This is a genomic window from Pseudomonas sp. YuFO8, from assembly GCF_035065025.1.
Lineage (GTDB): Bacteria > Pseudomonadota > Gammaproteobacteria > Pseudomonadales > Pseudomonadaceae > Aquipseudomonas > Aquipseudomonas putida_AE.
Genome location: NZ_JAXDEQ010000016.1, coordinates 20,969 through 43,520, shown reverse-complemented (window position 1 = coordinate 43,520; position 22,552 = coordinate 20,969). Strand labels below are relative to the sequence as shown.

Genomic DNA, 22,552 nt, shown 5'->3' with positions numbered 1-22,552 from the left:
GAGCCGTTGACCGGAACATTGCGGGGCGGCTTTCTACAGGTAAAGTCGATGGATCACCTGACGGCTGTCGTCTGGATCGTTGTGCGTTTCGAATCCGAGCGCTTTGGCCAGGTCGCGCATGGGGGCATTGCTGGACGAGTCCACTGAATACATTTGGCGAAAGCCGTTTTTGCGGGCTGTCTTGATCAAATGCTCCATCAGTAATGTGCCCAACCCCAGGTGCGTCCATTCATCGGCGACTGTGACGGCACATTCACACTCATGCTCGTGGGTAGCCGCGAAACGGCTGACGCCGATTTCGACCAGTTGCCCGTTGTCATGGACCAGGGCGATATAGGCCACACGCTGTTTATTGTCAGTGTCCATCAATTGATTGAGCATCGCAGCGCCGGGTTCATTGATCTGCGCGAGAAAACGCATGTGTCGGGATTCGGGAGACAGTCGTTTGATGAAGGCATATTCACGGTCACGATCCTTTTCCGCCAGCGGTCGAATCAGCACATGGCGACCGTCCCTGAGTGCTTCGATCCAGTATTGGCCGTGGACCGCAGCGTAGGCGGCTGCAGCCCGATCATTGTGGTCTTTGACGGTAAGCATGGGGTGTTTCCTCCAGTGCGGTTTGAAAGATTGGCTCGCGGCAAAAGAGCCACGCTTGAATCCTTTCTACACCGCGGTCGATGCTTGAATCTGATCTGGATCAGACACCGGTGTCGGTGGCATTGATTTGCTTGTGCTTGATGTAAATCAAACCGCACGAAGGGATGACGCGCAGTCTTCAACCATGCCGGCAATCTATGACCGGTGTCGAGCGGAGGTGTGTGATGGGGCAATATCAACGTTTTCTGCTGATCGCTGACCCAACCCTGCATCAGTCTCCTGCCCAGTTGCGTGCCGTCGCATTGGCTAAGACGGCCGGGGCCGTGCTGGATGTGCGGGCCTTTGTCGACCCGGCGCCGGCGGTGCATTTATGGCAAGAAAAAGTCGACGACGCAGAGCATCAGCGCTACTTGCGTCGCTACCGCCGCTGGGAGGTCGAAGAGTTGGATCGGCTCAGCGAGCTGGGGCTTGAGGTAACGGTCAAAGCCGTCTTTACCACTCATCCGCTGCAGGACATTCTGAGGACAGTCGAAGATCTCAAACCCGAACTGTTGATCAAAGATGTCAGCCTTGAGCCCGTGCTCAAGCGGGTGTTTATTACCCCACTTGATTGCCACTTGTTGCGTGAGTGCCCGATCCCTGTGCATTTGGTCAACCAAGTCCGCTACAGCCTGCCTCACAGGGTTGTCGCGGCAGTCGACCCGTTCGACCCTTCGACACATATCAGCGGATTGAACGACACCATCATCCAGACGGCGAACGCCTTGGCCCTGCAATGCGATGCGCCGTTACACCTGCTTTACGCCTACGATTTATCACCCGCTTTCAATAGCGACGCACCACTGGCCGGTGGCGGTTGGGGCGTGGACTTGATCGAGGAACTGCGCCAATCCTTGCACCAGGCGTTTATTGCATTGGCGGAGCGCTATGGCGTGCCACCGGAACGTCGGCATTTCGTCATGGGGTTGCCGGTGCCGGTGATCAGTGAGTTTGTCGAGCAATACCTGGCCGACGTCGTGGTGATGGGCACCGTGCATCGCACGGGTGTCGACCGGCTAATCGGCAGTAACACGGAGCGAGCACTGTACTCTGTGCCTGGCAGCATTCTGGCAGTCAGGGCCAATCGCTGACGCCTGACCATTAGCGGTTTGCGTCGTATTTCCCGTCATTTGGAGATTGATCATGAGCCAGTATCAACGTCTGTTACTGATCATCAATCCGGCGCTGCGTCATTCCCCAGCCGTGAATCATGCAGCATCACTTGCCAAGGCCAGCGGCGCGAGTTTGCATATCGCCGCGCTGATTCCCTCGATTAAATGGTTATCGCTGCTTGAAGAGGGGGATCGAACGTTGGCCCGCGAGCAATACCTGCAGGACCATCGCGGCTGGCTTGAGGCTCAGGCGCAGAACCTGCGTGGCCGGGGGGTTGAGGTGACCTCGGAGGTAACGTGGGCTGAGGACATGAAGCAAGACGTCATCGATCACGTCACGGACATGCAACCGGACTTGTTGATCAAGGAAATTGACCATGCGTCGGTGCTCAAGCGGGCCTTCTTTACGCCTTTGGACTGGCATTTGTTACGTCACTGTTCGGTGCCGGTTTATCTTGTGGGCGGCAGTGGCTTGGCCTTGCCGCGTAAGGTTGTCGCGGCAGTCGAAGTATCGGACGTCGAGTCAGCTGACGACGAACTTAATGACCGAATCATCAAGCAGGCTTGCAGTCTTGCCATGCAGTGCAATGCTGAGCTGCATTTGCTTTTTGCCTGCGAGATCTCGGCTGTTTTTCTGGCGGACATGGACGGCCTCACGCTCGCTGACCTGACTAAAGCGCTTCGCGGGGACCTGGAAAAGTCTTTCCTTCGGTTGGCAGGACGGTTCGGTGTGCCCCCGGATCGTCGACATTTCATAGACGGACACCCGGTCAAGGTGTTGAGTGAGTTTGCTGAGGAACACAACGTGGATGTGATCGTGATGGGCAGGGTCCAGTACCATGGTTTGGACAAACTCCTGGGCAGCACGACCGAGCATATTTTGTATCAGGCGCCATGCTGCGTTTTGGCGGTTTAGCTCGAATGTGTACAGCGTTATGGCACAACTCAGCTCGACAGCTTATCGATGCACTCGGAGGCAGACGACCGTTGAGGCTGATTCGACCGGGATAACGACTATTTGCGTTTCCAGTATTTCTGCATTTCCAGAAACAGAAAGGAGGCGGTCCAGGTGATAAGCACCAACCCGGTCAGGGCTTGCAGCCCGGTCAAATACTTGATGTCGCCCACGGGTGAAATATCGCCAAAGCCGATCGTCGTGTAGGTCGTGAAGGAAAAGTAAACGCAGTCCATCAGTGAACCGTCGAAGTTGCCTGTCAAGCTACCCCATTTACGGGTGTGCACCATGGGGTAGTAGACCAACGCGAAGCACCAGACCTCTGTTGCGTGGGCCAGCAGAGCGCCGAATACCCCAACGACAATCCTGAAGCGGCTCCACAACTTGAGCCGGGGCAGCCAATCGTTCAGCCGTAGCAGGCATTCGTAGTGGATCACGACCGCGATGATGACCACCAGCATATTGATCAGCGTAACTGCCAACATGGCAAAGCTCCAGCGAGAAGGGGCGGGTAGTCGGGGCACGCTGCATGGCGCATGAGCAGCGGAATGACATAGATGCCTGCATTTCTTTTCAAGCAGCAGCTGCGCACGGGCTTCCGGGTCAATCCAGTTCTACACCTGAAAGCCAGAAAAAGGTTGAGCTGAATCAACCATGGATTGACTAACCGATTGCGAGTCCTTCCATTGTCGACAGCGGCTGATTCGTTGACAAAAGTCAGGTTTCCCCTCGGCATGACACCCAATAATCAGCTGGCAGACAGGACCCAAGGCGAGGTACGTGATGCTCAAGCTCAAACGCATTCTATTGATAGCCCCCAGCGAAATGACCCATACCCCGGCGTTTGAGCGTGCACATGCCCTGGCGTGTGCAACCGGTGCGTTGTTGCACATTGTCGCGTTCGATTATGTTCAAGCGTTGGCGGTAGCCGGTCTGCTGGACCACGAAGCGATGGCCCAGGCACGAGAAGGCTATTTGCAAGTGCACCGTCATTGGCTGGAGCAGCAGGCCCGTTTTTACCGATGCGGCGACCTGCAGGTGAGCACCGAAGTGGTCTGGGCCAAGTCGAGCCTGACCAACCTGCTGGAATACGTGACTGACTTCCATCCGGACCTGGTGATCAAAGACACCCATTACGTGCCAGCACTCGACCGAGCCTTTCACCGCCCCCTGGACTGGCGCCTGCTGCGCGAGTGTCCGACCCACCTGCACCTGGTGACCAGTGCCAGAAATCCCAAACCATTGAAAATTCTTGCCGCGATCGATCTGTCCCATTTGGAGGAGCTGACTCAGGGTTTAAATGACCGAATACTCGATCTGGCGTCGACCCTGGCAGCCAGCTGCGGTGCCTCGCTGCACTTACTTAACGTCTGTCGTTGGTCAGAGATAAGCGAGGCGCCGATGAGTGTGCCGACTGGCACTCTTGATGCGAGTTTGAGGGACGCGATTGAGGATGCCCAGCAAGAGGCTTTCGATGTGTTGGCTGAGCGCTATTGCATCAAGAGTACGCGGCGACACTCACTGACTGGCGTCCCCCACAAGGTCATCGGGCTTTTCGCCCAACAAAATGCCTTCGACATCGTAGTGCTGGGCACGGTTTATCACCAGGCACCTGAACGGTTTATTGGAGATACCGTCGAGAGCCTGTTGAACCGGGCCCCGTGCAGTTTGATGATCGTCAAGCCTTTACGCTCATTCGGTTGAACAAGGCCCCATCGAGCCAGCAGTTGATAAAAATCAACTGACCCTGGGCCAAAAGGAGCGATCAATAACGCTCCTCTGAATGTTCAAGGGCAACGGCCATGCGAATCACATTTCTAGGTGCCGCGGGGACGGTCACGGGCAGCAAGTATCTGCTGGAACATGGCAATCAACATCTGCTGATCGACTGCGGACTGTTCCAGGGCTACAAGCAACTGCGACTGCACAATCGCGACCTGTTCCAGCTTCCCGTCAACGACCTCGATGCCATTGTGCTGACCCATGCCCATCTTGATCACAGCGGGTATCTGCCCGTACTGGTGCGCAATGGTTATCGCGGTCCGGTCTACGCAACGCCTGCCACCTGTGAATTGGTGAAAATCCTGCTGTTGGACAGTGGCCGCTTGCAGGAAGAGGAAGCGGAGTTCGCCAACCGGCATGGCTTCTCAAAGCACAGCCCGGCGCTGCCGCTTTACACCGAGCAAGATGCTGAGCGAGCCCTCAAACTGTTGCGGCCGGTGGAGTTGCACCACAAGGTGGCAATCGCCGCGGACATGACCATCCTGTTGCGCGGCGCCGGGCATATCCTAGGTGCCGCGACGGTCGAGGTGATTGCTGGCGGCCAGACCTTGGTGTTTTCAGGGGATTTGGGGCGGCCAGACGATCCTGTGATGTTGGCTCCTGAAACTGTCGAACAGGCGGATTACCTGCTGGTGGAGTCTACCTACGGTGATCGTCAACATCCGGTCGAGGCGCCACAGGCGCAATTGGCCGGCATCATCACCCGCACGGCACTGCGCCGAGGGATTACCCTTGTGCCATCGTTCGCTGTTGGGCGCGCTCAACTGCTGATGTATCACCTGTATCAGTTGAAGCTCAAACGGGCGATTCCCGATATTCCAATCTACCTCAACAGTCCGATGGCCACTGATGTCACGCTGTTGTACCAGCGTTTCCGGAGCGAGCACAGATTATCGATGGAAGACTGCGAAGGCATGTGCCATGTGGCGCAATTCGTACACACGGTCGATGAGTCGAGAGCGCTTGATCAGCAACGCACCCCGGCGGTGATTATTGCCGCCAGCGGCATGGCGACAGGAGGGCGGGTGGTCCATCACCTTAAGGCACTGGCTCCCAATCCGAACAACACGCTGCTAATGCCTGGCTTCCAAGCCGGTGGCACCCGTGGCGCGCAAATTGTTGCGGGAGTGTCTTCGGTGCGTATCCACGGTAAGGATGTTCCGATCCGCGCCGAGGTGGTACCGATGCAAACACTGTCCGCACACGCCGATGCCGATGAAATCATGCAGTGGCTTCGTGGGTTCAAACGACCGCCAAAACATACCTTTGTCGTCCATGGGGAACCTAACGCGTCGGATGTACTGCGCCGGCGCATCAGTCTGGAGTTAGGGTGGTCGGTGTCGGTGCCGGAGTACCGCGATAGTGTCGAACTCTCAAGCATTGACCTCAATGCAGGTTCATCATAATCACCCCAAAAGCCATCACCGTTTGAGGCAGGGTTGCTTGCAGGTCAAGAAGACGGGACTCAGCTGCGCCTGGTTTGATCCAGATCAAACGACTTTTTTCAGTGGGCGCCATTGTTTGGATAAAGACGGCGAGTGATCCAGTCATGTCAAACCACAAGCTTTTAAGCTTGTATCAAAGTGTTCAGCACGGGAGCAGGGAAGCGGCGCACAAATACCTGCACTGGACGGGCACCCTTTCCTGGAAGCGTGAGGCAACCCTCCTGCTATCGGTCTCGATGGCGCTGATGGCGGGCTACCTAACGGCGTTTAACTTCGCCTCTCACGCGGTGCAGGATTTGGTGGATATGTGTACAGCGCGTTTAGTGATCGAGTTTGAAAATGCTGAGATGGAGTCCCTTCCGCAAGCCCTGCCTCGGTCGTTGTGTGAATGCATGGCACATTCTCTCCTCGACAAAAACGGCATGGTGCGTCTGGCCATGCTTAACCAGCACATGCTTGATCCGATGGCCCTTGAACCCATTACCGAAAAGGACAAAGAGGCCTGCATCAGCGCTCTAGGGCTGCCCACTTTCGAACTGGCTAAGGGGTGATGCCCTTGAACCTGCGCCATAGCCTCGCTGCATGCGGCAGATATTCACGCAAACCGTCCCCCCAAACCACCGTGCTTTTTTCTCCATGCGCCGAGGTGTGTAATGATCCGTCCATTGCGTTTGCTGTTCCTCGCCCCCTTTTCCCAAGCGGCTCACTGCCCCGGCCTTGAATACGCAGGTGGTCTGGCGCGCGCCTTGGGTAGGCCTTTGCATATTGCCGCCTTCACCGATCCCCACGGCGTAGAGTCGGCCGGCCCGGCGGGTGCCGAATGCCCCAACGTCGTTCGCCAAAGCGCATTGGCACAGCGTCAAAAGTGGCTGAAAGACGAAAGCGCGCGTTTGCAGGAGAAGGGCGTTGAGGTCCATCCCGAAGTCGTCCGAGCCAGCTCCTCTGCAGCTGAATTCGCTGCCTATGCACATCGCATCGAGGCAGACTTGGTTATCAAGGACATGCAGGCGCGGCCGGGGTTGGCGCATTGTGGATTGTTACCACAGGATTGGGAGTTCTTGAGCGTCAGCCCAGTCTCCGTGCTTTACGTCCAGCCGGGCCCGATGCAAATACGCGGCAAGTTTCTGGCAGCGATCGACATGGAGTTTCAGGCGAAAGAGGGCGACAGCGACAATCATGCAATCATCGAGGCCGCTAGGCACCTGGCGAGCACCTGTGGTGCTGCATTGCATGTGATCAGTGTTTACGACAGCGATGCTCCAGGTCAGGGTGACCTGTCCCGGTACGACGCCCGCAAGCAGGATTTCGAAGACTTCGCCCTTCAGCATGGGATTGCCCGTGAACATCGACACTTCATTCCCGGGGCTCCAGCGAATGCCATTTGTGCCTATCTGCAGCGCAGTGCCTACAACCTGCTGGTTATCGGCGTGGCCAATCACCATCTGATGCCTTCCGGCATCGGGTTGACCGCTGAAGGGATTCTCGAAAATGCCGGTTGCAGCGTCCTGGCAATCAAGGCGCCAGGCTTTGGGGAACAGCGCAAGGAAATGCTTCGGGACATTGCCGTATGACGGGGCAATTGGGCGTTCAATAGTTGGACGACCATGACCGATGTTCCTGAAAAAAAATCACCTGCCTAATCCCCTTTCCCTGAATGAACAGACCTTTGGGCAAAGCTCAGGTATAGGTGGCCGCACCGATCATCGCCCGGTGATGGAGGATCGGTTTTCACCATGCGAACGCGGCGCTCGCGGCGGCGCTTCAACATAATCGGTCAACGACTTCAACAGGGTCTGGGAGGCGTGGGCAATGGCGGTGATTGTCGCGGCGTCGAGAACAAGGAGGAGGATTGGTTGAGGTTTATCAACAATGAGCGCCATCGCGCAGGCGATGATTGTGATCCGCTAACGCCCGGAGTAACAGCCATGAACGTATCCAGCATGCGATCTACGGATAGCCGGTCACTTCATGCTCTGGCCCTTTGCCTGGCCACGCTTATGGGTTGCACGGGTACAAGCGAAGAGGAGCCTCAGCAAACGTCCACCCTGTCGGGGATCGCCATGGCGGACAGCGTTTGTTCGCTGTGCCATGGGCTGACGGGGGAGTCTGTCTCGCCCAAGTTTCCCAAGTTGGCTGGCCAGCAAAACGAGTATTTGCAGTTGCAACTGACCGACTTCAAAAACCATGGACGTAGCGCTGCTACGGACAACCGGTACATGGCGGGATTGTCCCATTTGACCAAAACTCAGATTACCGAACTGGCCGACTATTTTGCGAGTCAGCGAGCCATGCAGGCTGACACCGGGACGCCAGATGCGCGAAGTGAAGTGATCTTTCGCCAGGGCTTGCCTGGAAGGGGTGTCCCACCGTGCAGCGCTTGCCACGGGAAGGACGGCGGGGGCAATGGGGTGATTCCACGGGTGGCGGGCCAGCATGCCAGCTATATGAGCCATCAGATCATGGTTCTTCAGCAGACCGGGCAACGCCCCAACGGTGCACCGATGTTGCCGGTGGAGCATGCACTTTCCCTAGCTGATGCCGAATCCGTCGCCCGATACATGGCGGCGCTCGGTGCAAAGCAATGATCATGCACGGTGGGATCAGAGAGGAGCCGAACGCGTCTCACGGCACAAGCACAATCGCGCCGTTGAACTGACCGCTGCGCAACAGCGCCAGTGCCTGATTGGCATCGTCGAGGGAAAACTGAGTGGTATCGCAGTGCTCGGGCGTGTGTTGCAGCTCTTTAAAAAACGCGGTGCCGTCGCCGCGGGTCAGGTTGGCCACAGATCGCACGCTACGCTCGCCCCAGAGCAGCCGATAAGGAAAGGCCGGGATGTCACTCATGTGAATGCCGGCGCAAACCAAGCATCCCCCCATGACGGTGGCGGCCAGCGCCAGCGGCACCAGCGCCCCTACCGGAGCGAAAATCAGGCAGGCATCGAGCAGGTGAGGAGGAGTCTGGTCCAACGAACTGGACCATTTCGCCCCTAAGGATAGGGCATACGCCTGACCTTCAGTGTCGCCCGGTCGAGTGAAGGCGTATACCTGCTGGCCACGTCCCCGTGCGACTTGAATGGCCAGATGCGCTGCGGCCCCAAAACCATAAAACCCGAGGTGGCTGGCGCCTTGTGCCATTTGCAAGGCGCGAAAGCCATCAACCCGGCACACAGCAACGGTGCGGCCTCAGTATTGGAGAGGGCCTCAGGGATTGGAAAACAGAAGCGTTGGTCAGCCACGGCGTATTCGGCGTAACCACCGTCTAGATGACATCCGGTGAACATGGCCTGATCGCAGAGGTTTTCCCGGTCGGACTGACAGAACGCGAACTCACCACAGGTCCAGCCAAGCCAGGGCACTCCCACCCGCTGGCCGATGCGCTCGAGGTCTGCATGGCTGCCCACAGCCATGACTTCACCGACGATTTCATGCCCCGGCACCCGGGGCAGCACCGCTTGAGGCAATTCACCGTCTACCAAATGTAAATCGGTGCGGCAGACGCCGCAGGCGAGGACTTTGATCAACAGTTGATTGGCACCGGGTGTCGGAACGGGCCGCTCTTCGCGTTGCAGCGGCTGACCCTGAGGTGTAAAACCATGGCGCGCATAGGATGACCGGGATCAACAGGCAGGAGGGCGATGGCAGCCGGCAATCAACTGCTTGAGGCCTTCCAGATCAAGGATCTTGACGTCACGGCCGGAAATCTCCACGAGTGCCTGATCCCGCAGATGGGCGATGCCACGACAAATGGTTTCCAGGCGTAGCCCCAAGTAGGAGCCGATTTCCTCGCGGCGCATTTTCAACACGAAATCCGTCGATGAATAGCCACGGGTTTTCAAACGTTGCGACAAGTTCAGCAGAAAGGCTGCCAGACGCTCCTCCGAGCTCATGTTGCCCAGCATCATCAACATGTCGTGATCGCGGACGATTTCCCTGCTGAGGACTTTGTTCAGGTTGTGCTGCAGGGATGGCAGCTCATGGGCCAGTTCTTCCAGGTGAGCAAAGTGGATGGGGCAGACCTCGCTATCTTCGAGGGCAACTGCATCGCACGCATGCAAATCCGTGCTGATAGCGTCCAGACCTAGCATTTCGCCGGGGATCTGGAACCCCGTGACTTGCTCGCGACCATCGACGGAAAGAATGCTGGTCTTGAACGAACCGATGCGCACCGCATACAGCGAGCGTAGCGGATCGCCTGCCCGGTAAAGCGTCGCGCCCTTTTTGACCTTGAAGCGTTGTACGATCAACGTGTCCAGACGCTCGACTTCCTTGCCGGTCATGCCGATGGGTAGGCACAACTCCATCACACTGCAGCTCGAGCACGCAGCCTTCAGGACATGTACTTGCAAAGCGCGAACGTCTGGCATGAGAAGTGACGTCAATAGGGATGACTCACTAAGGATAGGCGCCAGGGGGACCCGGACTCACCGGATTCCCGGAACAACCGGTGTAATAGACGAATGGACCCCCTTTGCACCCTTTTACCCGAATACCGGTGCGGGAATTTGATGTAGGTCAAGTCTTGAGCGTCCCAGACTCCCAGACTCGTTCAAAGCCTATCTATAGCCTGTTCCTTCGGCGGAGAAGTTCATGAGCGATTTCCTGAATGCTGAGCAACTGGAGGGTCTGGACGCTTATTGGCGGGCGTCCAATTATCTGGCGGTCGGGCAGATTTACCTGAAAAGCAACCCGCTACTCAAACAACCCCTGACCCTGGCGCATATCAAGCCACGGCTGCTGGGCCATTGGGGTACGACGCCCGGGTTGAACCTGATCTACACCCATCTGAATCGATTGATCAACCAGTATGACCTGAACATGATATTTATTGCTGGTCCCGGCCATGGGGGACCGGCGGTGGTGGCCCAAACCTACCTAGAGGGCACCTACACCGAGTTCTGCCCCTCTGTGGAGTGTAATGAAAACGGTCTGCTACGCCTGTTTCGGCAGTTCTCCTGGCCCTACGGCATCTCCAGTCATGTCTCGGCACAGATTCCCGGATCAATCCACGAAGGTGGCGAACTGGGTTATAGCCTGGCCCACGCCTACGGTGCCGCGTTCGACAATCCGGATTTGATCGTCGCTTGCGTGATCGGAGACGGCGAGGCTGAAACCGGGACACTGGCGGCCAGTTGGCACTCCAACAAATTTCTCAGTCCCGCGCGGGACGGAGCGGTATTGCCGATCCTGCACCTCAATGGCTACAAAATCGCCAATCCCACGGTACTTTCCAGAATCAGTGAGGAAGAGCTGTCAGCGCTTATGTATGGCTATGGATACGATCCGTACTTCGTTGAAGGCGATGACCCGCCGCAGGTGCATCAGGCGCTGGCGAAGACACTGGACACGATGGTTCTGAAAATTCGTGACATTCAGCTCGACGCGCGCCGGCCGGGGCAAGCCGCGCCGTCGCAACGGCCGCTGTGGCCAATGTTGGTCTTGCGTACCCCCAAAGGCTGGACCGGTCCGAAATTCGTCGATGGTCAACGGGTCGAAGGCACGTGCCGCGCGCATCAAGTGCCATTGGCCGGTTTCGAGCAGCCGCTGCACCTGCACCAACTGGAAGAGTGGCTCAACAGCTACCGCCCTGATGAACTGTTTGATGAAAATGGCGCGTTATTGCCCGAGATTGCGGCACTGGCACCGACCGGACACCGGCGGATGAGCGCTAACCCCCACGCCAATGGTGGTGTGCTGTTGCGGCCCCTGAATTTACCGCGATTCAGCGATTATGCCGTGAAGTTTGCAACACCTGGCAGCCTGCGCGCGGAGGCTACGCGGGTGATGGGTTCGTATTTGCGCGATGTGATGAAAAACAACCTTGACGCCAGTAATTTCCGCCTGTTCGGCCCGGATGAAACCGCCTCGAACCGCCTTGATGCGGTCTATGAAGTCAGCGCCAAGGCCTGGATGGAGCCACTGGAACCGGACGACCTCAATCTGGCCACCGATGGTCGGGTGATGGAGATTCTGAGTGAGCAGGTCTGCGAGGGCTGGCTCGAGGGCTATCTACTGACTGGACGCCATGGTTTGTTGTCCTGTTACGAAGCCTTCATCCATATCGTCGACTCGATGGTCAACCAGCATGCGAAATGGCTGAAGACCGCCGCCGAAGTGCCTTGGCGTCAACCCGTTGCTTCGCTCAATTATTTGCTGACATCCCACGTCTGGCGTCAGGACCACAACGGTTTTTCCCACCAGGATCCGGGGTTCATCGATCTGGTAGCCAACAAAAAACCGGACATTGTACGTATCTACTTGCCTGCCGATGCCAATTGCCTGCTGTCGGTGGCGGACCACTGCCTCAGAAGCCGCAATTACATCAATGTCATCGTCGCAGGCAAACAGCTGGAATGGCAGTGGCTGGATATCGATGCAGCCATTGGGCATTGCCAGAAGGGTATCGGTCGATGGGACTGGGCGTGTCGCAATGATGACGACCCCGACGTGGTAATGGCCTGCGCCGGTGATGTGCCGACCCTGGAAACGCTGGCCGCCGTCACCTTGTTGCGTGAGTACGCACCGGATTTGCGGGTGAGGGTGGTCAATGTCGTGGACCTGATGGTACTGCAGCCGTCATACCAGCATCCCCACGGCATACCGGACAGAGAATTCGATGATTTATTCACGCTGGACAAACCGGTGATTTTTGCTTTTCACGGCTACCCGGCGCTGATTCATCGCTTGCTGTACAAACGCACCAATCATGAGAATTTCCATGTGCGAGGCTTCAGGGAGGAGGGCGCGACGACGACCCCCTTCGACATGGCGGTGATCAACCATCTGGACCGTTATCAGCTGGCGCTGGACGTCATTGAACGTGTACCTCGTCTGCAGGATCAGGTCCCGGTCGCCAAGGCGCGATATTGGTCGACGATGGAGCGGCACAAGCTTTATCTCATCGAGCACGGGCAGGACATGCCCGAGGTCCTGTATTGGCAATGGACGCAAGCGCATCCTTGATTGACGCGGGGGCGATCGGAGGCCAATCGTTGTATGAGGTACTGCCTTGATGCCCGGTAAATGGCTGGGACCCCGTGCTGTTGTTGCTCACCGCCTTGACGCTGCTGGTTGGGGGCGTTGCGCAGCTTGGGCAAAAACCTGACTGGGCGTCGATATGCTGGGCTGCAGGAAGCCGGGTGATGGCGGTGATCCTGCTCGTCGAGATTGCCAGGCGCCTGGTTCGAGGGGACGCGGGTGTAGATCTGATCGCATTGCTGTCGATAGTCGCCGCGCTGACGTTCCAGCAGACACTGGTGGCGGCGGTGATCGCCTTGATGCTGGCATCCGGACGTACGTTGGAGTTTTCTACCACACAACGCGCCGAGCGCGAACTGCGAGCCCTCATCGACCGCGCGCCACGTTATGCCTGGTTGCAGGAAGAGGGCAGCTTACGCGAGATCCCCGTGGAGCAGATCCAGCCACGACAAACCTTGCTGGTACGCTTGGGAGAAGTCGTGCCGGTCGACGGCCGCCTGCTCAGCGCTGCCGCCATCCTCTGTAATTGATGGTCTTTTTCGTATCTTCATAGACCGCCAATGGGTCAGCTGAAGTCAGCAGTTGGGTCAAAACCACATCAGCACCAACACCATGGATGACGATGGCGAGCAGGTTCATATGAGCTTCGAGCAGAGAGGCGAGCAAATTTACGATTTGGTGATCGTGGCTGAAGTGATTGGCTCTACTACGAGCAATCAGGTATTCGGCAACGAAGTCCAGCGGCGGGCTCTTAATCTCTACACTGCCTATTTCTCCGAGCCTTGACAACCGAGCGATGGCCAGGTCATACGCTGGTACAATATTCCCGGCGGCCGCTGTGTCTGTTTGCGCCCTGATAGCTCGGGCACCACGCTCGCCTTTTTGTCTTTTCAGCAGGCGCCGAGCGGATACGAGAATCTCGCGTAGGACGAACAAAAAACCTTACTCAAGCAGATGTTTGCCGACGCCGGCTATGATACGTCTCGCGTGCTCGTTGCGCTGGAGGAGGCGACAGACCTTTATCTGGACGCGTTAGGTTAGGTCAAGATGACCCTGGAGCAAAAGGCGCATCGAGCTAGTGGGTGACGCAGCCTATTGTGCATCGTCTATCAGCGGATTGGGCGCAAGTCTGGGACTGTGCGGCGCTTATGTGTTGGCGGACTGAGCGCCACGCCGACCACGCGCGCGCATTTGCGGCTTACGAAAAACTGATGCGTCCTTACGTCGGTCAGGCGCAAAGCGTACCCAAGTTCGCTCCTAGACTGGCATCGCCGCATTCGCGATTTGGTATCTCGCTCGGTCACGAGGTTTGAGGAGGGCCACCGCACCAGGATTAAAGGCCTTATCCGGAAAAATCCTTCCTCCGAAGTCTGATGCGATCGAGTTGCCGAATTACGACGACCCGCAGCGAACGTAGACTCGAATGTCCGCTTCTGGGCCGCTCTCTGCCGGTAGTGACCGGCAGAAGTCGACCGATTCTGTTGAAAAAGTCGGTTCTTCCAGACTGCCCGGATACTGAACGCTGAAAACGTTTTTTTTGCGCACCGCTACGCGAAATCTGAGCCCGGAAGCCTCTGTCGAAAATAAAGATTTCAATCTCGGACGCATACTTTTCTGCTGCGAAAAGCATGGCCGACTTTTTCAACAGAATCGACCCAAAGCAGCCATAGCTATGTCTGCTCCGTCGAATCCTTGCCGATATTTGCAAGAGCGCCTTGGCTGTCTATGCTCAGCATGCCGTAGTCTAAGAATCTAAGGTCGATTTTATGACAAAAACGCTTCGCTATCTGTCCATTTTTTGCTTGGTGCAATCGCCACTTCTAGCTGTCGCGCAAGACGACGCTCCCAGCGTCCATCAAATGACCACCACGCCAGCGAATGCAAGGTTTGAGATAGTTCATTCGCCGCTAGCAGCCAAGTGGACTTTTCGTCTAGATCGATACACTGGAGATATCGGGCAGTTGGTACAGACAGCATCCGGAGGAAGTGCGTGGGAGTCTATGACTGTAATCGGTCTGCCTAAGGTGGATGGCACAACTGGACCCCGGTTTGTATTACTTACCTCTGGGCTAGCCATTAGATTCACATTTTTGATGGATACTCAAAGTGGCAAGACTTGGGAGCTAACAAGCATCGGCAAAGGAAACGCACAGCCGGAAACTGTATGGCAGCCGTTCGATCAGTAACAAAATGGCTCGAAGTGGTAGACCTCATCGCAGTCATCTGACATTCCTAGATATTGTACGGCTCAAGAGTCGTGAACCCCTCTTATGGTGGATGATTTGACTAATGAAAGGGGAGGCGTTCTGACAAGTGAATTGAGTGCCTGAGCGGGAAAGTGCCATATTCCTTGCCCTACGTTTGTATTCCCCCAAGAAAGCTGTCGCTAATAGATGTTGGAGCCCTGCACCAGTAGTGCGATCAAAAATAAAAGAGTGCTGCTCATTCAGAGGTACAGGCTGCTTTTGGCTGTTCGCTGCCGGTCGTGACCGGCAGAAGTCGACCCATAGTTGACTATCACGGGGGATTATTCGAAAACCAACAATACTTGGTACGTAGATTGAAATGGCATTTCACTCTTCTAAAAGCACTCAGCTCTTATGTGATGGAGAGCTGAGTGTTGTTTTCATTTCCTTATTTCTTGGTGATTAAGCCAGCAGTCACAGCGTCGCTCAGAATTTCGTTTTCTGTTGCAGATTTTGATATCGCGAATATCACTTTGTACCTTGCCCTGGTAATTGAGAGGTAAGTTTCGCGGATCATCTGTTGCTCAATTGCAGATTCAAGGGCTGGGTTTTCCTTGACTGTTAGAGCGCCTTTCTCTAATCCGACAATAATGACAGCGTCAAACTCTTGGCCGCCAACTTGAGCAGGTCGACACAGCACTACTACTGGCTGATCTGTCTTGATCTTCTCTCCTCTTTCACGCAATACTTGAAACGGCAAATCGGATTTGGATAGCTCACCCTCGATCTCATTCCAATAGCTCTCGGTGTGGCTGATGATGGCAATTTGCCGAATGTTATCGGCGCGCATTTCACGGACGCGGCGGAAAATGAATCGTCCGAAGTCTCGGGAGTCCATAGTCTCCTTTTCTAGAGCAGGCCTACCAAATTTCTTATCCTTTGCAGGCGTGTGAAAGCTTTCAATTGATGTGAAATCAGGGAAGTCACTGCTGAAAAGATTGGTGCTTCGTTGGATGACAAAGAATGCTAGCTTAGCAATTTCTACAGTAGAACGTCTAATAGAATCAAGGCTCTGATTTGATATGTCTTTAATGCCTAGCGTTGCAAGCCCAGCGTTTGACTGCCCATAGAAAGATTGAGCCTCATCTAGCGCTAAAGCTATTGGAACATGAGGCATTTTTTCATTGGAAAGAAGGGAGAAAAGACGTCTCTCGTTTTCATTAAATAATTGTGCTTCATCTACAAAGATATAATCGAAGCCTTCGCTTTTTCGGCGTAATCGCCATACTGGTGTTTTGATTGAGCCAAACAATGAAAGCGCAATATCGTCTGGATCTAAAGCTCCATATTTTTCAAAGACTTCACGATGATACCATTCGAACAGACTGAAGACGAAGTCCCTTTCATCGCGTGTCAGAACTCCGTGAAATCTACTAAGACTTCGTTCGGACTCGACGTAGCGTCGACGATCTTGCTCATATCCATGACCTTTAATGGCAATTGAAATTTCGGCAAGAACAAGCTTTGCGAAGACATCAGTTAAATTTTTGTTCTGGTAGACTGTAGTTAGCAGGCTGCTGGAGGCTATTTGCTTCTCATATGACGATTTTTCCTGAGCTAATGCCTCAAGTATTTGCTGGAGTTGGTATAATTTAGCATCTGTGGCATCAGGATCTAGAATGGACTCTAGCTCTAAGCCAAGTTTCTTTCTGCAATATTCTGACAGTGTCGTAACTGATATATGATCTTGATAAAGCTCGGGGGTTTCGTTTGATAATGTTTCAAATTTTTGAATGACTTTTGCACGCATCGCATCGCTATGGACAATATACAAAATCTTACATTCGTGACCCCGGCCTTTGCAATTAACCACCTTGAAGAGTGCAAGCAGCTGCATTAGTAGGGTTTTTCCGGAACCGCCCGGTCCTAGGATTCGGATAGGGTTTTTGTCGAGTGCATCAGGGGTAAGGATTTTTCTTTGGGCCTCGGTCAATGGGCTATCGATCTTAACCCAGTCCTTCAAGGTGAAGTTTAATGTTTTATAGACCTCATCACTTGTAATCGAGGATTCGCTTGTATTCACTTGTGCATGAAAAAAGTCATCTTGCCTTATGGTTTCTTCGAAGTAACTCTTAACGCTTGCTGCCAGAAGGTCAAGAGTGTCGCTTGCTTTGGATTTATCGAGCTTGCTGTTATTTATTAAGGCGTTGGCTTGCTGTCTAAGTGGTTCTAGGAATTTTATTTCATTTTTAATACATTGTACCACGGCTCGGAAACTGTCGCTCGGACCGGCCGAAATTAGTGTGCGAGTAGAGGATTCATCCACGCCACTGATAACATCGAAGTATCCGAGGCTGTACTGCCTGGCATCTGTTCCGCGACCGGCTAAAAGGGTGTGTATATTCTCATCATGCTTTCGGTGCATAAATGCACCTTCGACAAGGAGCCCTTGCAACCGCTGATTTGCAAGATATATGGAACGTTCAAATGACTCTTTGCTGATTTCCAGTTCTGAGAAAAGGGATGTGTCACCAGATAGTTTTATTAGAGCGAGTGATTCCTCGCCAGTTCCACTAAGGTAGTCTGAGTGCCATAGGCATATAAGTGTTCCTTCCGAGTTTGCAGCTAATCGAAAAGGACCTTCCAAAAAAATTGCCCCAGCGAGTGCTTTAGGATTGCGAACGATCTCTAGTAGAACGTTGTGAATTCTTTCAATTACTCCAATTTTAGGGAGTAACCATTCAGCCATACCTTGGGTTAAAGCTAAGTACATAATTACAGCTCCTTCATTTCTGTTACGAAGCTATCAAGCGAAGCATTGGTAAAATCTCGCGACCCCAATCGCATGAACATACCGAGGTATCTAGAAATTAAGTCGGTAAGAAAGTCATCTTTCAGTGTGGAAACCTTTAACGGGTATGCATCGAAGTGCTCAATTAGAGGAGTGATTCCGTTCATGCGCTGACAATCTTCTTTCCACCACTCTTCTCGCGAACACTGTGCTGCGTCGAGAATTTCAAGAGGGATGGAATATACGTATCGAAACAAAGCTACAGAGTGGTGTGGGACTGCCGCGAAGTCACTTTGGACTCCGCAAGCAGGAAAAAAATGTACATCTGTTTTAAATGAGTTGCAAAATATCTTCTTTAGAATCTCGCGGTACTTTTTTCCTGTAAGAATAGTTTCAATGTTTGGTTTTTTATCACCTCTTGCATCAAGAGGCGTTTGCGTATATTGAATGTATTCTTTATAGGCAGTTAGGCGAGTGTGTAAATCGGTCTGTTTTTTATCATCCTCAATCTGTTGAAGCGCTTTCTCTATGAGGTGGGTTGGTGGGTGAGAAAATCGGTTAGAAGGTGGATGGTCGTCTGCACCATAAGGTTTTAAGCGATTGGACAGTTCATTCCAGATTTCGCCATAAAATGATTTAGTGTAAAGATATTCGCGAATAGGAATAATGGGGATTACGGTTGCTGTTTCAGTCTTTTTTTGACTTAGGTCGCAGGCTGGAGAGATTACAATCCCAGTGGTCATTACGTTGTTTGGAAGACCGAATCCGGGGAGGTTGCGCCATATGTCTCCAGTCTCATGGTCAAGGCTGGGCATGTTTTTGTAGAAATCTCGAGCTTCAATTTGTGGAGCTGATGGCATTTTTCTAACGTCCAAGTTAAATGCACTTAACAATATTTCTTTAAGGTAAGGCAGCAGAGACGTGCGTCATGATCACCAGGCAACGCTGCATTATCTTTTTTTCCGATCATATGCTGGCTGCTGGCTGCTGGCTGCTGGCTTAGCCATCATAATGCCATAAATACGCCCTGGTGGGCGTTGCGAGGGCCTCGCGGGGGTGGATTCTGTAGAGAGCGCTGGAGGGTATGACCTAGACGGGAAAACCTTTGAATTGGCAAGTCATCGGCGCTCAGAGAATCTTTGACGCGGCGAGGGACGAAGGCCGAGCGTAAGTCGGGCAAAAGCTAAATCGCTGTTTTGTGCTGTTGCGGTCTATCTCTAGCTAAGTTGGGCGGACCACCAGATATCGCACCCGGCGACGGGCTGCGATGTCGTGAGAGCAGTCGCTCGTAAGCGGCTGCTTTTGGCCGATTCTGTTGAAAAAGTCGGTTTTTTCAGAATGCCGTATGATGGATCGGTGAAAGCGCCTCTTCAGCACGCTTCTACGTGAAATCTCAGCCTGAAAGGCTCTGCGGACATTGAGGATTTCAATCTCCGACGCGTACTTTTCTGCTTTAGAAAACACGGCCGACTTTTTCAACAGAATCGGCCGTTTGCGGGCCCATCGCTGCAGGCCGAAACCCCAGCAACGCGACGACCAGTGCTGTCGCCACGGGATATTCCCAGGCGCCATTGGCGTTGGTGAAGCTCCAGCCATTGCCGGAGTGGGCGGTCGCGGCAACTAACAGTTGAGCTATCGCCAGAGCGGCTACCAGTCCGTCGAACTGGGTAACTACGTGGTCTATTCCAGCCGCAAGCACTCGGCGACCAGAGTCTGGGTGCCGATCAATTTTCTGCCTGAGCGATATGGGGCAGCTGCTTCAGGGAGGCATCCTTGTGCACCGTAGACCGAGTTTGTGGCACCAACAAAGAAGCCCGTGATGCCCCAAGCACTCATAAGTGAAGGGGCACAACGGGCTTTCTTTGGTATGGCTGGTAGAGTTTATTTGGTTATTGGCTGATGCACTTCAATGATGTTGCCGTCCGGGTCTTGCAAGAAGATCTGGTACCAGTTCGCCATGGCCCAAACACCGTAGTCCGCATACGGAATCTTCAGCTCTTCCAGGCGCTTTTTGAAGCCTTCGATATCGTCCGTTCGGAAGCAGAAATGGCCGCTGTGAAGAGGGTTAATCGCCTGGTTCATGCGGAAGCTGAGGTCGATGTCCTTGGTCGCCAGGTGAAACTCAACAGCCCCGTCAGTCACGAAATCAACTTCCGCACTATAGCCATGGGCCGTATCGGTGTTGCAACGCACGTGCTCTTCATCCTCGATGCGATCGAGGTCAAAGATAGAGCGGTAAAACGACGAAAGGCGGCCGACGTTTTCCGAGCAGAGGTTCATGTGATGGAAATGAAATTTCATGGCTGATCCTTCGAATTGTATTTGGAAGTAAGGGGCTCATGCCTTGGTACATCCCGCGCCAGTAGGGCATTTGTGGGACGGCTATGGCTCTGCTGACAGCCTTGATACCTCCTTGAGAGGTGGGCCAATGGCTGCCGACAGGCTCATATTAAACAGATTCATATATGAATTAAAAGATGCGCTTGTGAAAAATTGTTGTCGATTGCGCTTTACAGTCTCGGGTTTTTGCGTGATAGGATGCGCCCACACAACACCAATTTCACCAGCGCATCGTGATTTACGATCGTTAGGTAGAGGAGGAATACTCCATGCGTGAACAAATCAACTCGGCACCAGGTCGACTCGAAACCTGCTCCATTAGTAACGCGCGTCGTGTAGCTGCAATGCTGGATTTGCCTTCTGAGGGACTTGTAGAAGGTACGGCTCTGCCTCGTGGTTGGCATTTCACGTTGCTGGGAGCCGATACCATGAGGTCTCAGCTGCGTGGAGATGGCTTTCCTGGATTAGGGATTCCGCTTCCAGAGTTGGGGCTTCCCCGCTTGCTCCAAGCAGGACGGACTGTGACATTTCATGGCGACATCCCCATTGGCGCCAATATCACTCGACATAGCTCGATAGCCAGCCTCGAAAGGAGGTCAACACGGTCGGGTGAAATCGCTATCGTCGTGGTTGATCATCGCTTGGTCGTTGTTGGTGAGTCAGGGCCAGCTATCAACGAAACCCAAACGTTCTTTTTGTTGCCCGCGACCTCCGAGCGGCCCTCGTATGCGGCTGACATAGAGCCCGTTACGTTAAGCCAACAGAAGACCATCACCCCAGATGACACGCTGTTATTCCAATACTCCGCCTTAGGGTTCAATTCGCACAAAATCCACCTCGACAAGGCCTATGCGCGGGAGGTCGAAGGGTTTCCAGATCTTGTTGTGAATGGGGGCCTGACAACCTTGTTACTGACTGAGTATTTGCGAACCGAGCTTAAGGTCACGCCGAGGCGGCTGAAAATAAAGTACACGGCCCCGTTGTTCAGTGGCCGCTCCCTGACCATCGCGGATGACAGCCAAGGCGATGTGCTGAACATCAAGGTGTTCAATGACTACGGAAAGGTGGCTGCGGAAATGGAGGTGGAAGCTTATGAGTATTAAGCCTCTTGAAGGTATCCGCGTGTTGGATCTCACCAGTGTCGTCGTCGGCCCGGCGTGCTCTGCTCGGCTTGCGCAGTACGGCGCAGAGATCATTAAGGTGGAGAGCCCAGAGGGTGACCTAATGAGGGGGCTGGGTGGTACTTCACCTACCGGCCAACACTCAGGTGCCTACCTTCATTTGAATCGCGGTAAGCGCAATATTTGCCTCAACTTGAAGCAGGCCGGCGCACGTCAAGTGATGGATAGGCTGATTGAATCAGCCGATGTGATCATTGCCAATATGCGGCCTCAGGCACTGGTTAAACTCGGAATCGATTCGGCGAGTATTCTGCAGCAGTATCCTGAAAAAATTTATTGCCTGATAACAGGGTATGGCACCGACGGCCCCTACGCAGGTGAGCCGACATACGACAGCGTGATCCAGGCGGCTACAGGCATGACCGGTCTCTCGCTCGCTCGTGATGGGGTGCCACGGTATGTCCCGATGTTGATCTGCGACCATGTTGTAGGCGAAATAGCGGCAGGTTCGATTGTCTCTGCACTCTATCACCGCCGCGAAACTGGTCTGGGCGCTAGTCTGGAAATTCCTATGTTCGAAACCATGTCCGCGTTTGTGCTGCAAGAGCACTTGGCGCAACAGAGTTTTGATCCGCCTGTTGGGCCTGCTGGTGATCAGAGGCTCCTGAGTCCCCACAACAAGCCAGTACAGACTGCCGACGGATGGATTTCATTTACGGTCAATACCGACGCTCAGGTCATCGGCTTTTTAGAGGCAGTTGGGAAAGCAGATCTGATTGGTGATCCCCGGTTCTCCTCGGTCGCAGGGAGAGCGGAAAACGTGAAGGAGTGGTTTGAGATCCGAGGGGCGCCTCTGCCCGATAAGACGACAGCGCAATGGCTGGCCGACTTTCGGACTGCAGACCTAGCAGCAAAACCCTGTCATACGCTCGAGACGCTCCCTAACGATCCTCATCTCCAGGCCGTTGGGCTCATCGACTATCAGATCCACCCCACAGAAGGAAAGGTCGCTTGCATACGTTCCACGATCAGCTTCAACGGTAGTTATTTGGATGCCGGAGCTCCGAGCCAGCCGAGGGGTTGGGAGACCAGAAAGCTGCTTGAGGAGTTGGGCTTCGATTCTGAGGCTATCGAGGATCTGGTCTCGACCCGGGCGGCCTTGGTAGCTCAACGGGGGTTAGTGGGAACCGAAAACAACAAGGCGTAAAG

The 22,552-nt window shown here is 54.3% G+C and carries 17 protein-coding genes and 3 pseudogenes; 11 read left to right on the top strand and 9 right to left on the bottom strand.

From position 1 onward, the window contains the following. Positions 1 to 33: 33 nt before the first annotated feature. On the bottom strand, positions 34 to 597 hold the full coding sequence (locus tag SOP95_RS16130) for a GNAT family N-acetyltransferase (protein ID WP_323607595.1): 564 nt from the start codon (positions 595 to 597) through the stop codon (positions 34 to 36). Between the two features lie 224 nt (positions 598 to 821). Between SOP95_RS16130 and SOP95_RS16125 the strand changes: the two genes are divergently transcribed. Beyond that, positions 822 to 1,727, top strand: a complete 906-nt coding sequence (locus SOP95_RS16125; RefSeq protein WP_323607658.1) for a universal stress protein — start codon at positions 822 to 824, stop codon at positions 1,725 to 1,727. A gap of 52 nt (positions 1,728 to 1,779) precedes the next feature. Then, a complete protein-coding gene (locus SOP95_RS16120) occupies positions 1,780 to 2,664 on the top strand; it encodes a universal stress protein (protein WP_323607594.1) in 885 nt (294 codons plus the stop codon). A 98-nt stretch (positions 2,665 to 2,762) separates the two neighbouring features. Here SOP95_RS16120 and SOP95_RS16115 read toward each other — a convergent pair whose 3' ends face one another. Then, entirely contained in the window at positions 2,763 to 3,188 is a 426-nt protein-coding gene (locus SOP95_RS16115; protein WP_323607593.1) for a potassium channel family protein, read from the bottom strand. 298 nt (positions 3,189 to 3,486) lie between these two features. On the opposite strand from SOP95_RS16115, the gene SOP95_RS16110 reads away from it, so the two are divergent. The 5 genes from SOP95_RS16110 to SOP95_RS16090 all read left to right on the top strand — a co-directional run bounded on the left by SOP95_RS16110 (position 3,487) and on the right by SOP95_RS16090 (position 8,515). Then, on the top strand, positions 3,487 to 4,407 hold the full coding sequence (locus SOP95_RS16110; RefSeq protein WP_323607592.1) for a universal stress protein: 921 nt from the start codon (positions 3,487 to 3,489) through the stop codon (positions 4,405 to 4,407). A gap of 98 nt (positions 4,408 to 4,505) precedes the next feature. Further along, positions 4,506 to 5,891 (top strand): MBL fold metallo-hydrolase, encoded by a 1,386-nt coding sequence (locus tag SOP95_RS16105; protein ID WP_323607591.1) that lies wholly within the window; start codon positions 4,506 to 4,508, stop codon positions 5,889 to 5,891. Between the two features lie 74 nt (positions 5,892 to 5,965). After that, positions 5,966 to 6,481 (top strand): hypothetical protein, encoded by a 516-nt coding sequence (locus SOP95_RS16100; protein ID WP_323607590.1) that lies wholly within the window; start codon positions 5,966 to 5,968, stop codon positions 6,479 to 6,481. A 102-nt stretch (positions 6,482 to 6,583) separates the two neighbouring features. Continuing rightward, positions 6,584 to 7,501, top strand: coding sequence for a universal stress protein (locus tag SOP95_RS16095; RefSeq protein WP_323607589.1), 918 nt, complete (start codon positions 6,584 to 6,586; stop codon positions 7,499 to 7,501). Positions 7,502 to 7,855: 354 nt separating this feature from the next. Further along, positions 7,856 to 8,515, top strand: coding sequence for a c-type cytochrome (locus SOP95_RS16090; RefSeq protein ID WP_323607588.1), 660 nt, complete (start codon positions 7,856 to 7,858; stop codon positions 8,513 to 8,515). A 37-nt stretch (positions 8,516 to 8,552) separates the two neighbouring features. Here the strand turns inward: SOP95_RS16090 and SOP95_RS16085 are convergent. Continuing rightward, positions 8,553 to 9,534 (bottom strand): annotated as a pseudogene (locus tag SOP95_RS16085) (zinc-dependent alcohol dehydrogenase family protein). 13 nt (positions 9,535 to 9,547) lie between these two features. Further along, on the bottom strand, positions 9,548 to 10,294 hold the full coding sequence (gene fnr, locus SOP95_RS16080) for a fumarate/nitrate reduction transcriptional regulator Fnr (RefSeq protein ID WP_323607587.1): 747 nt from the start codon (positions 10,292 to 10,294) through the stop codon (positions 9,548 to 9,550). A 223-nt stretch (positions 10,295 to 10,517) separates the two neighbouring features. Between fnr and SOP95_RS16075 the strand changes: the two genes are divergently transcribed. Beyond that, positions 10,518 to 12,890 (top strand): phosphoketolase family protein, encoded by a 2,373-nt coding sequence (locus SOP95_RS16075; RefSeq protein ID WP_323607586.1) that lies wholly within the window; start codon positions 10,518 to 10,520, stop codon positions 12,888 to 12,890. A gap of 49 nt (positions 12,891 to 12,939) precedes the next feature. Beyond that, a pseudogene (locus SOP95_RS16070) lies at positions 12,940 to 13,426 on the top strand (heavy metal translocating P-type ATPase); the annotation flags it as partial. On the opposite strand, the gene SOP95_RS16065 reads toward SOP95_RS16070, so the two are convergent. From SOP95_RS16065 to SOP95_RS16045, 5 genes and pseudogenes are all read right to left on the bottom strand, one after another. Next, positions 13,407 to 13,841 (bottom strand): hypothetical protein, encoded by a 435-nt coding sequence (locus SOP95_RS16065; RefSeq protein WP_323607585.1) that lies wholly within the window; start codon positions 13,839 to 13,841, stop codon positions 13,407 to 13,409. The pseudogene SOP95_RS16070 and the gene SOP95_RS16065 overlap by 20 nt on opposite strands. Before the next feature lie 1,698 nt (positions 13,842 to 15,539). Next, on the bottom strand, positions 15,540 to 17,864 hold the full coding sequence (locus tag SOP95_RS16060; RefSeq protein WP_323607584.1) for a UvrD-helicase domain-containing protein: 2,325 nt from the start codon (positions 17,862 to 17,864) through the stop codon (positions 15,540 to 15,542). A gap of 2 nt (positions 17,865 to 17,866) precedes the next feature. Further along, the gene (locus SOP95_RS16055) at positions 17,867 to 18,757 is read right to left on the bottom strand and encodes a hypothetical protein (protein WP_323607583.1); all 891 of its coding nucleotides are present in this window, start codon (positions 18,755 to 18,757) and stop codon (positions 17,867 to 17,869) included. A 578-nt stretch (positions 18,758 to 19,335) separates the two neighbouring features. Beyond that, positions 19,336 to 19,533 (bottom strand): annotated as a pseudogene (locus SOP95_RS16050) (hypothetical protein); the annotation flags it as partial. A 230-nt stretch (positions 19,534 to 19,763) separates the two neighbouring features. After that, positions 19,764 to 20,183, bottom strand: coding sequence for a VOC family protein (locus SOP95_RS16045; RefSeq protein ID WP_003411016.1), 420 nt, complete (start codon positions 20,181 to 20,183; stop codon positions 19,764 to 19,766). Positions 20,184 to 20,491: 308 nt separating this feature from the next. Here SOP95_RS16045 and SOP95_RS16040 point away from each other — a divergent pair, with 308 nt between their 5' ends. Together SOP95_RS16040 and SOP95_RS16035 are read left to right on the top strand one after the other, a co-directional pair. After that, positions 20,492 to 21,325, top strand: a complete 834-nt coding sequence (locus SOP95_RS16040) for an FAS1-like dehydratase domain-containing protein (protein WP_323607582.1) — start codon at positions 20,492 to 20,494, stop codon at positions 21,323 to 21,325. Then, positions 21,315 to 22,550 carry a CaiB/BaiF CoA transferase family protein gene (locus SOP95_RS16035; protein ID WP_323607581.1) on the top strand — a complete coding sequence of 412 codons (1,236 nt, stop codon included), beginning with the start codon at positions 21,315 to 21,317 and terminating at the stop codon, positions 22,548 to 22,550. Before SOP95_RS16040 ends, SOP95_RS16035 begins: the two co-directional genes overlap by 11 nt. Positions 22,551 to 22,552: the final 2 nt, after the last annotated feature.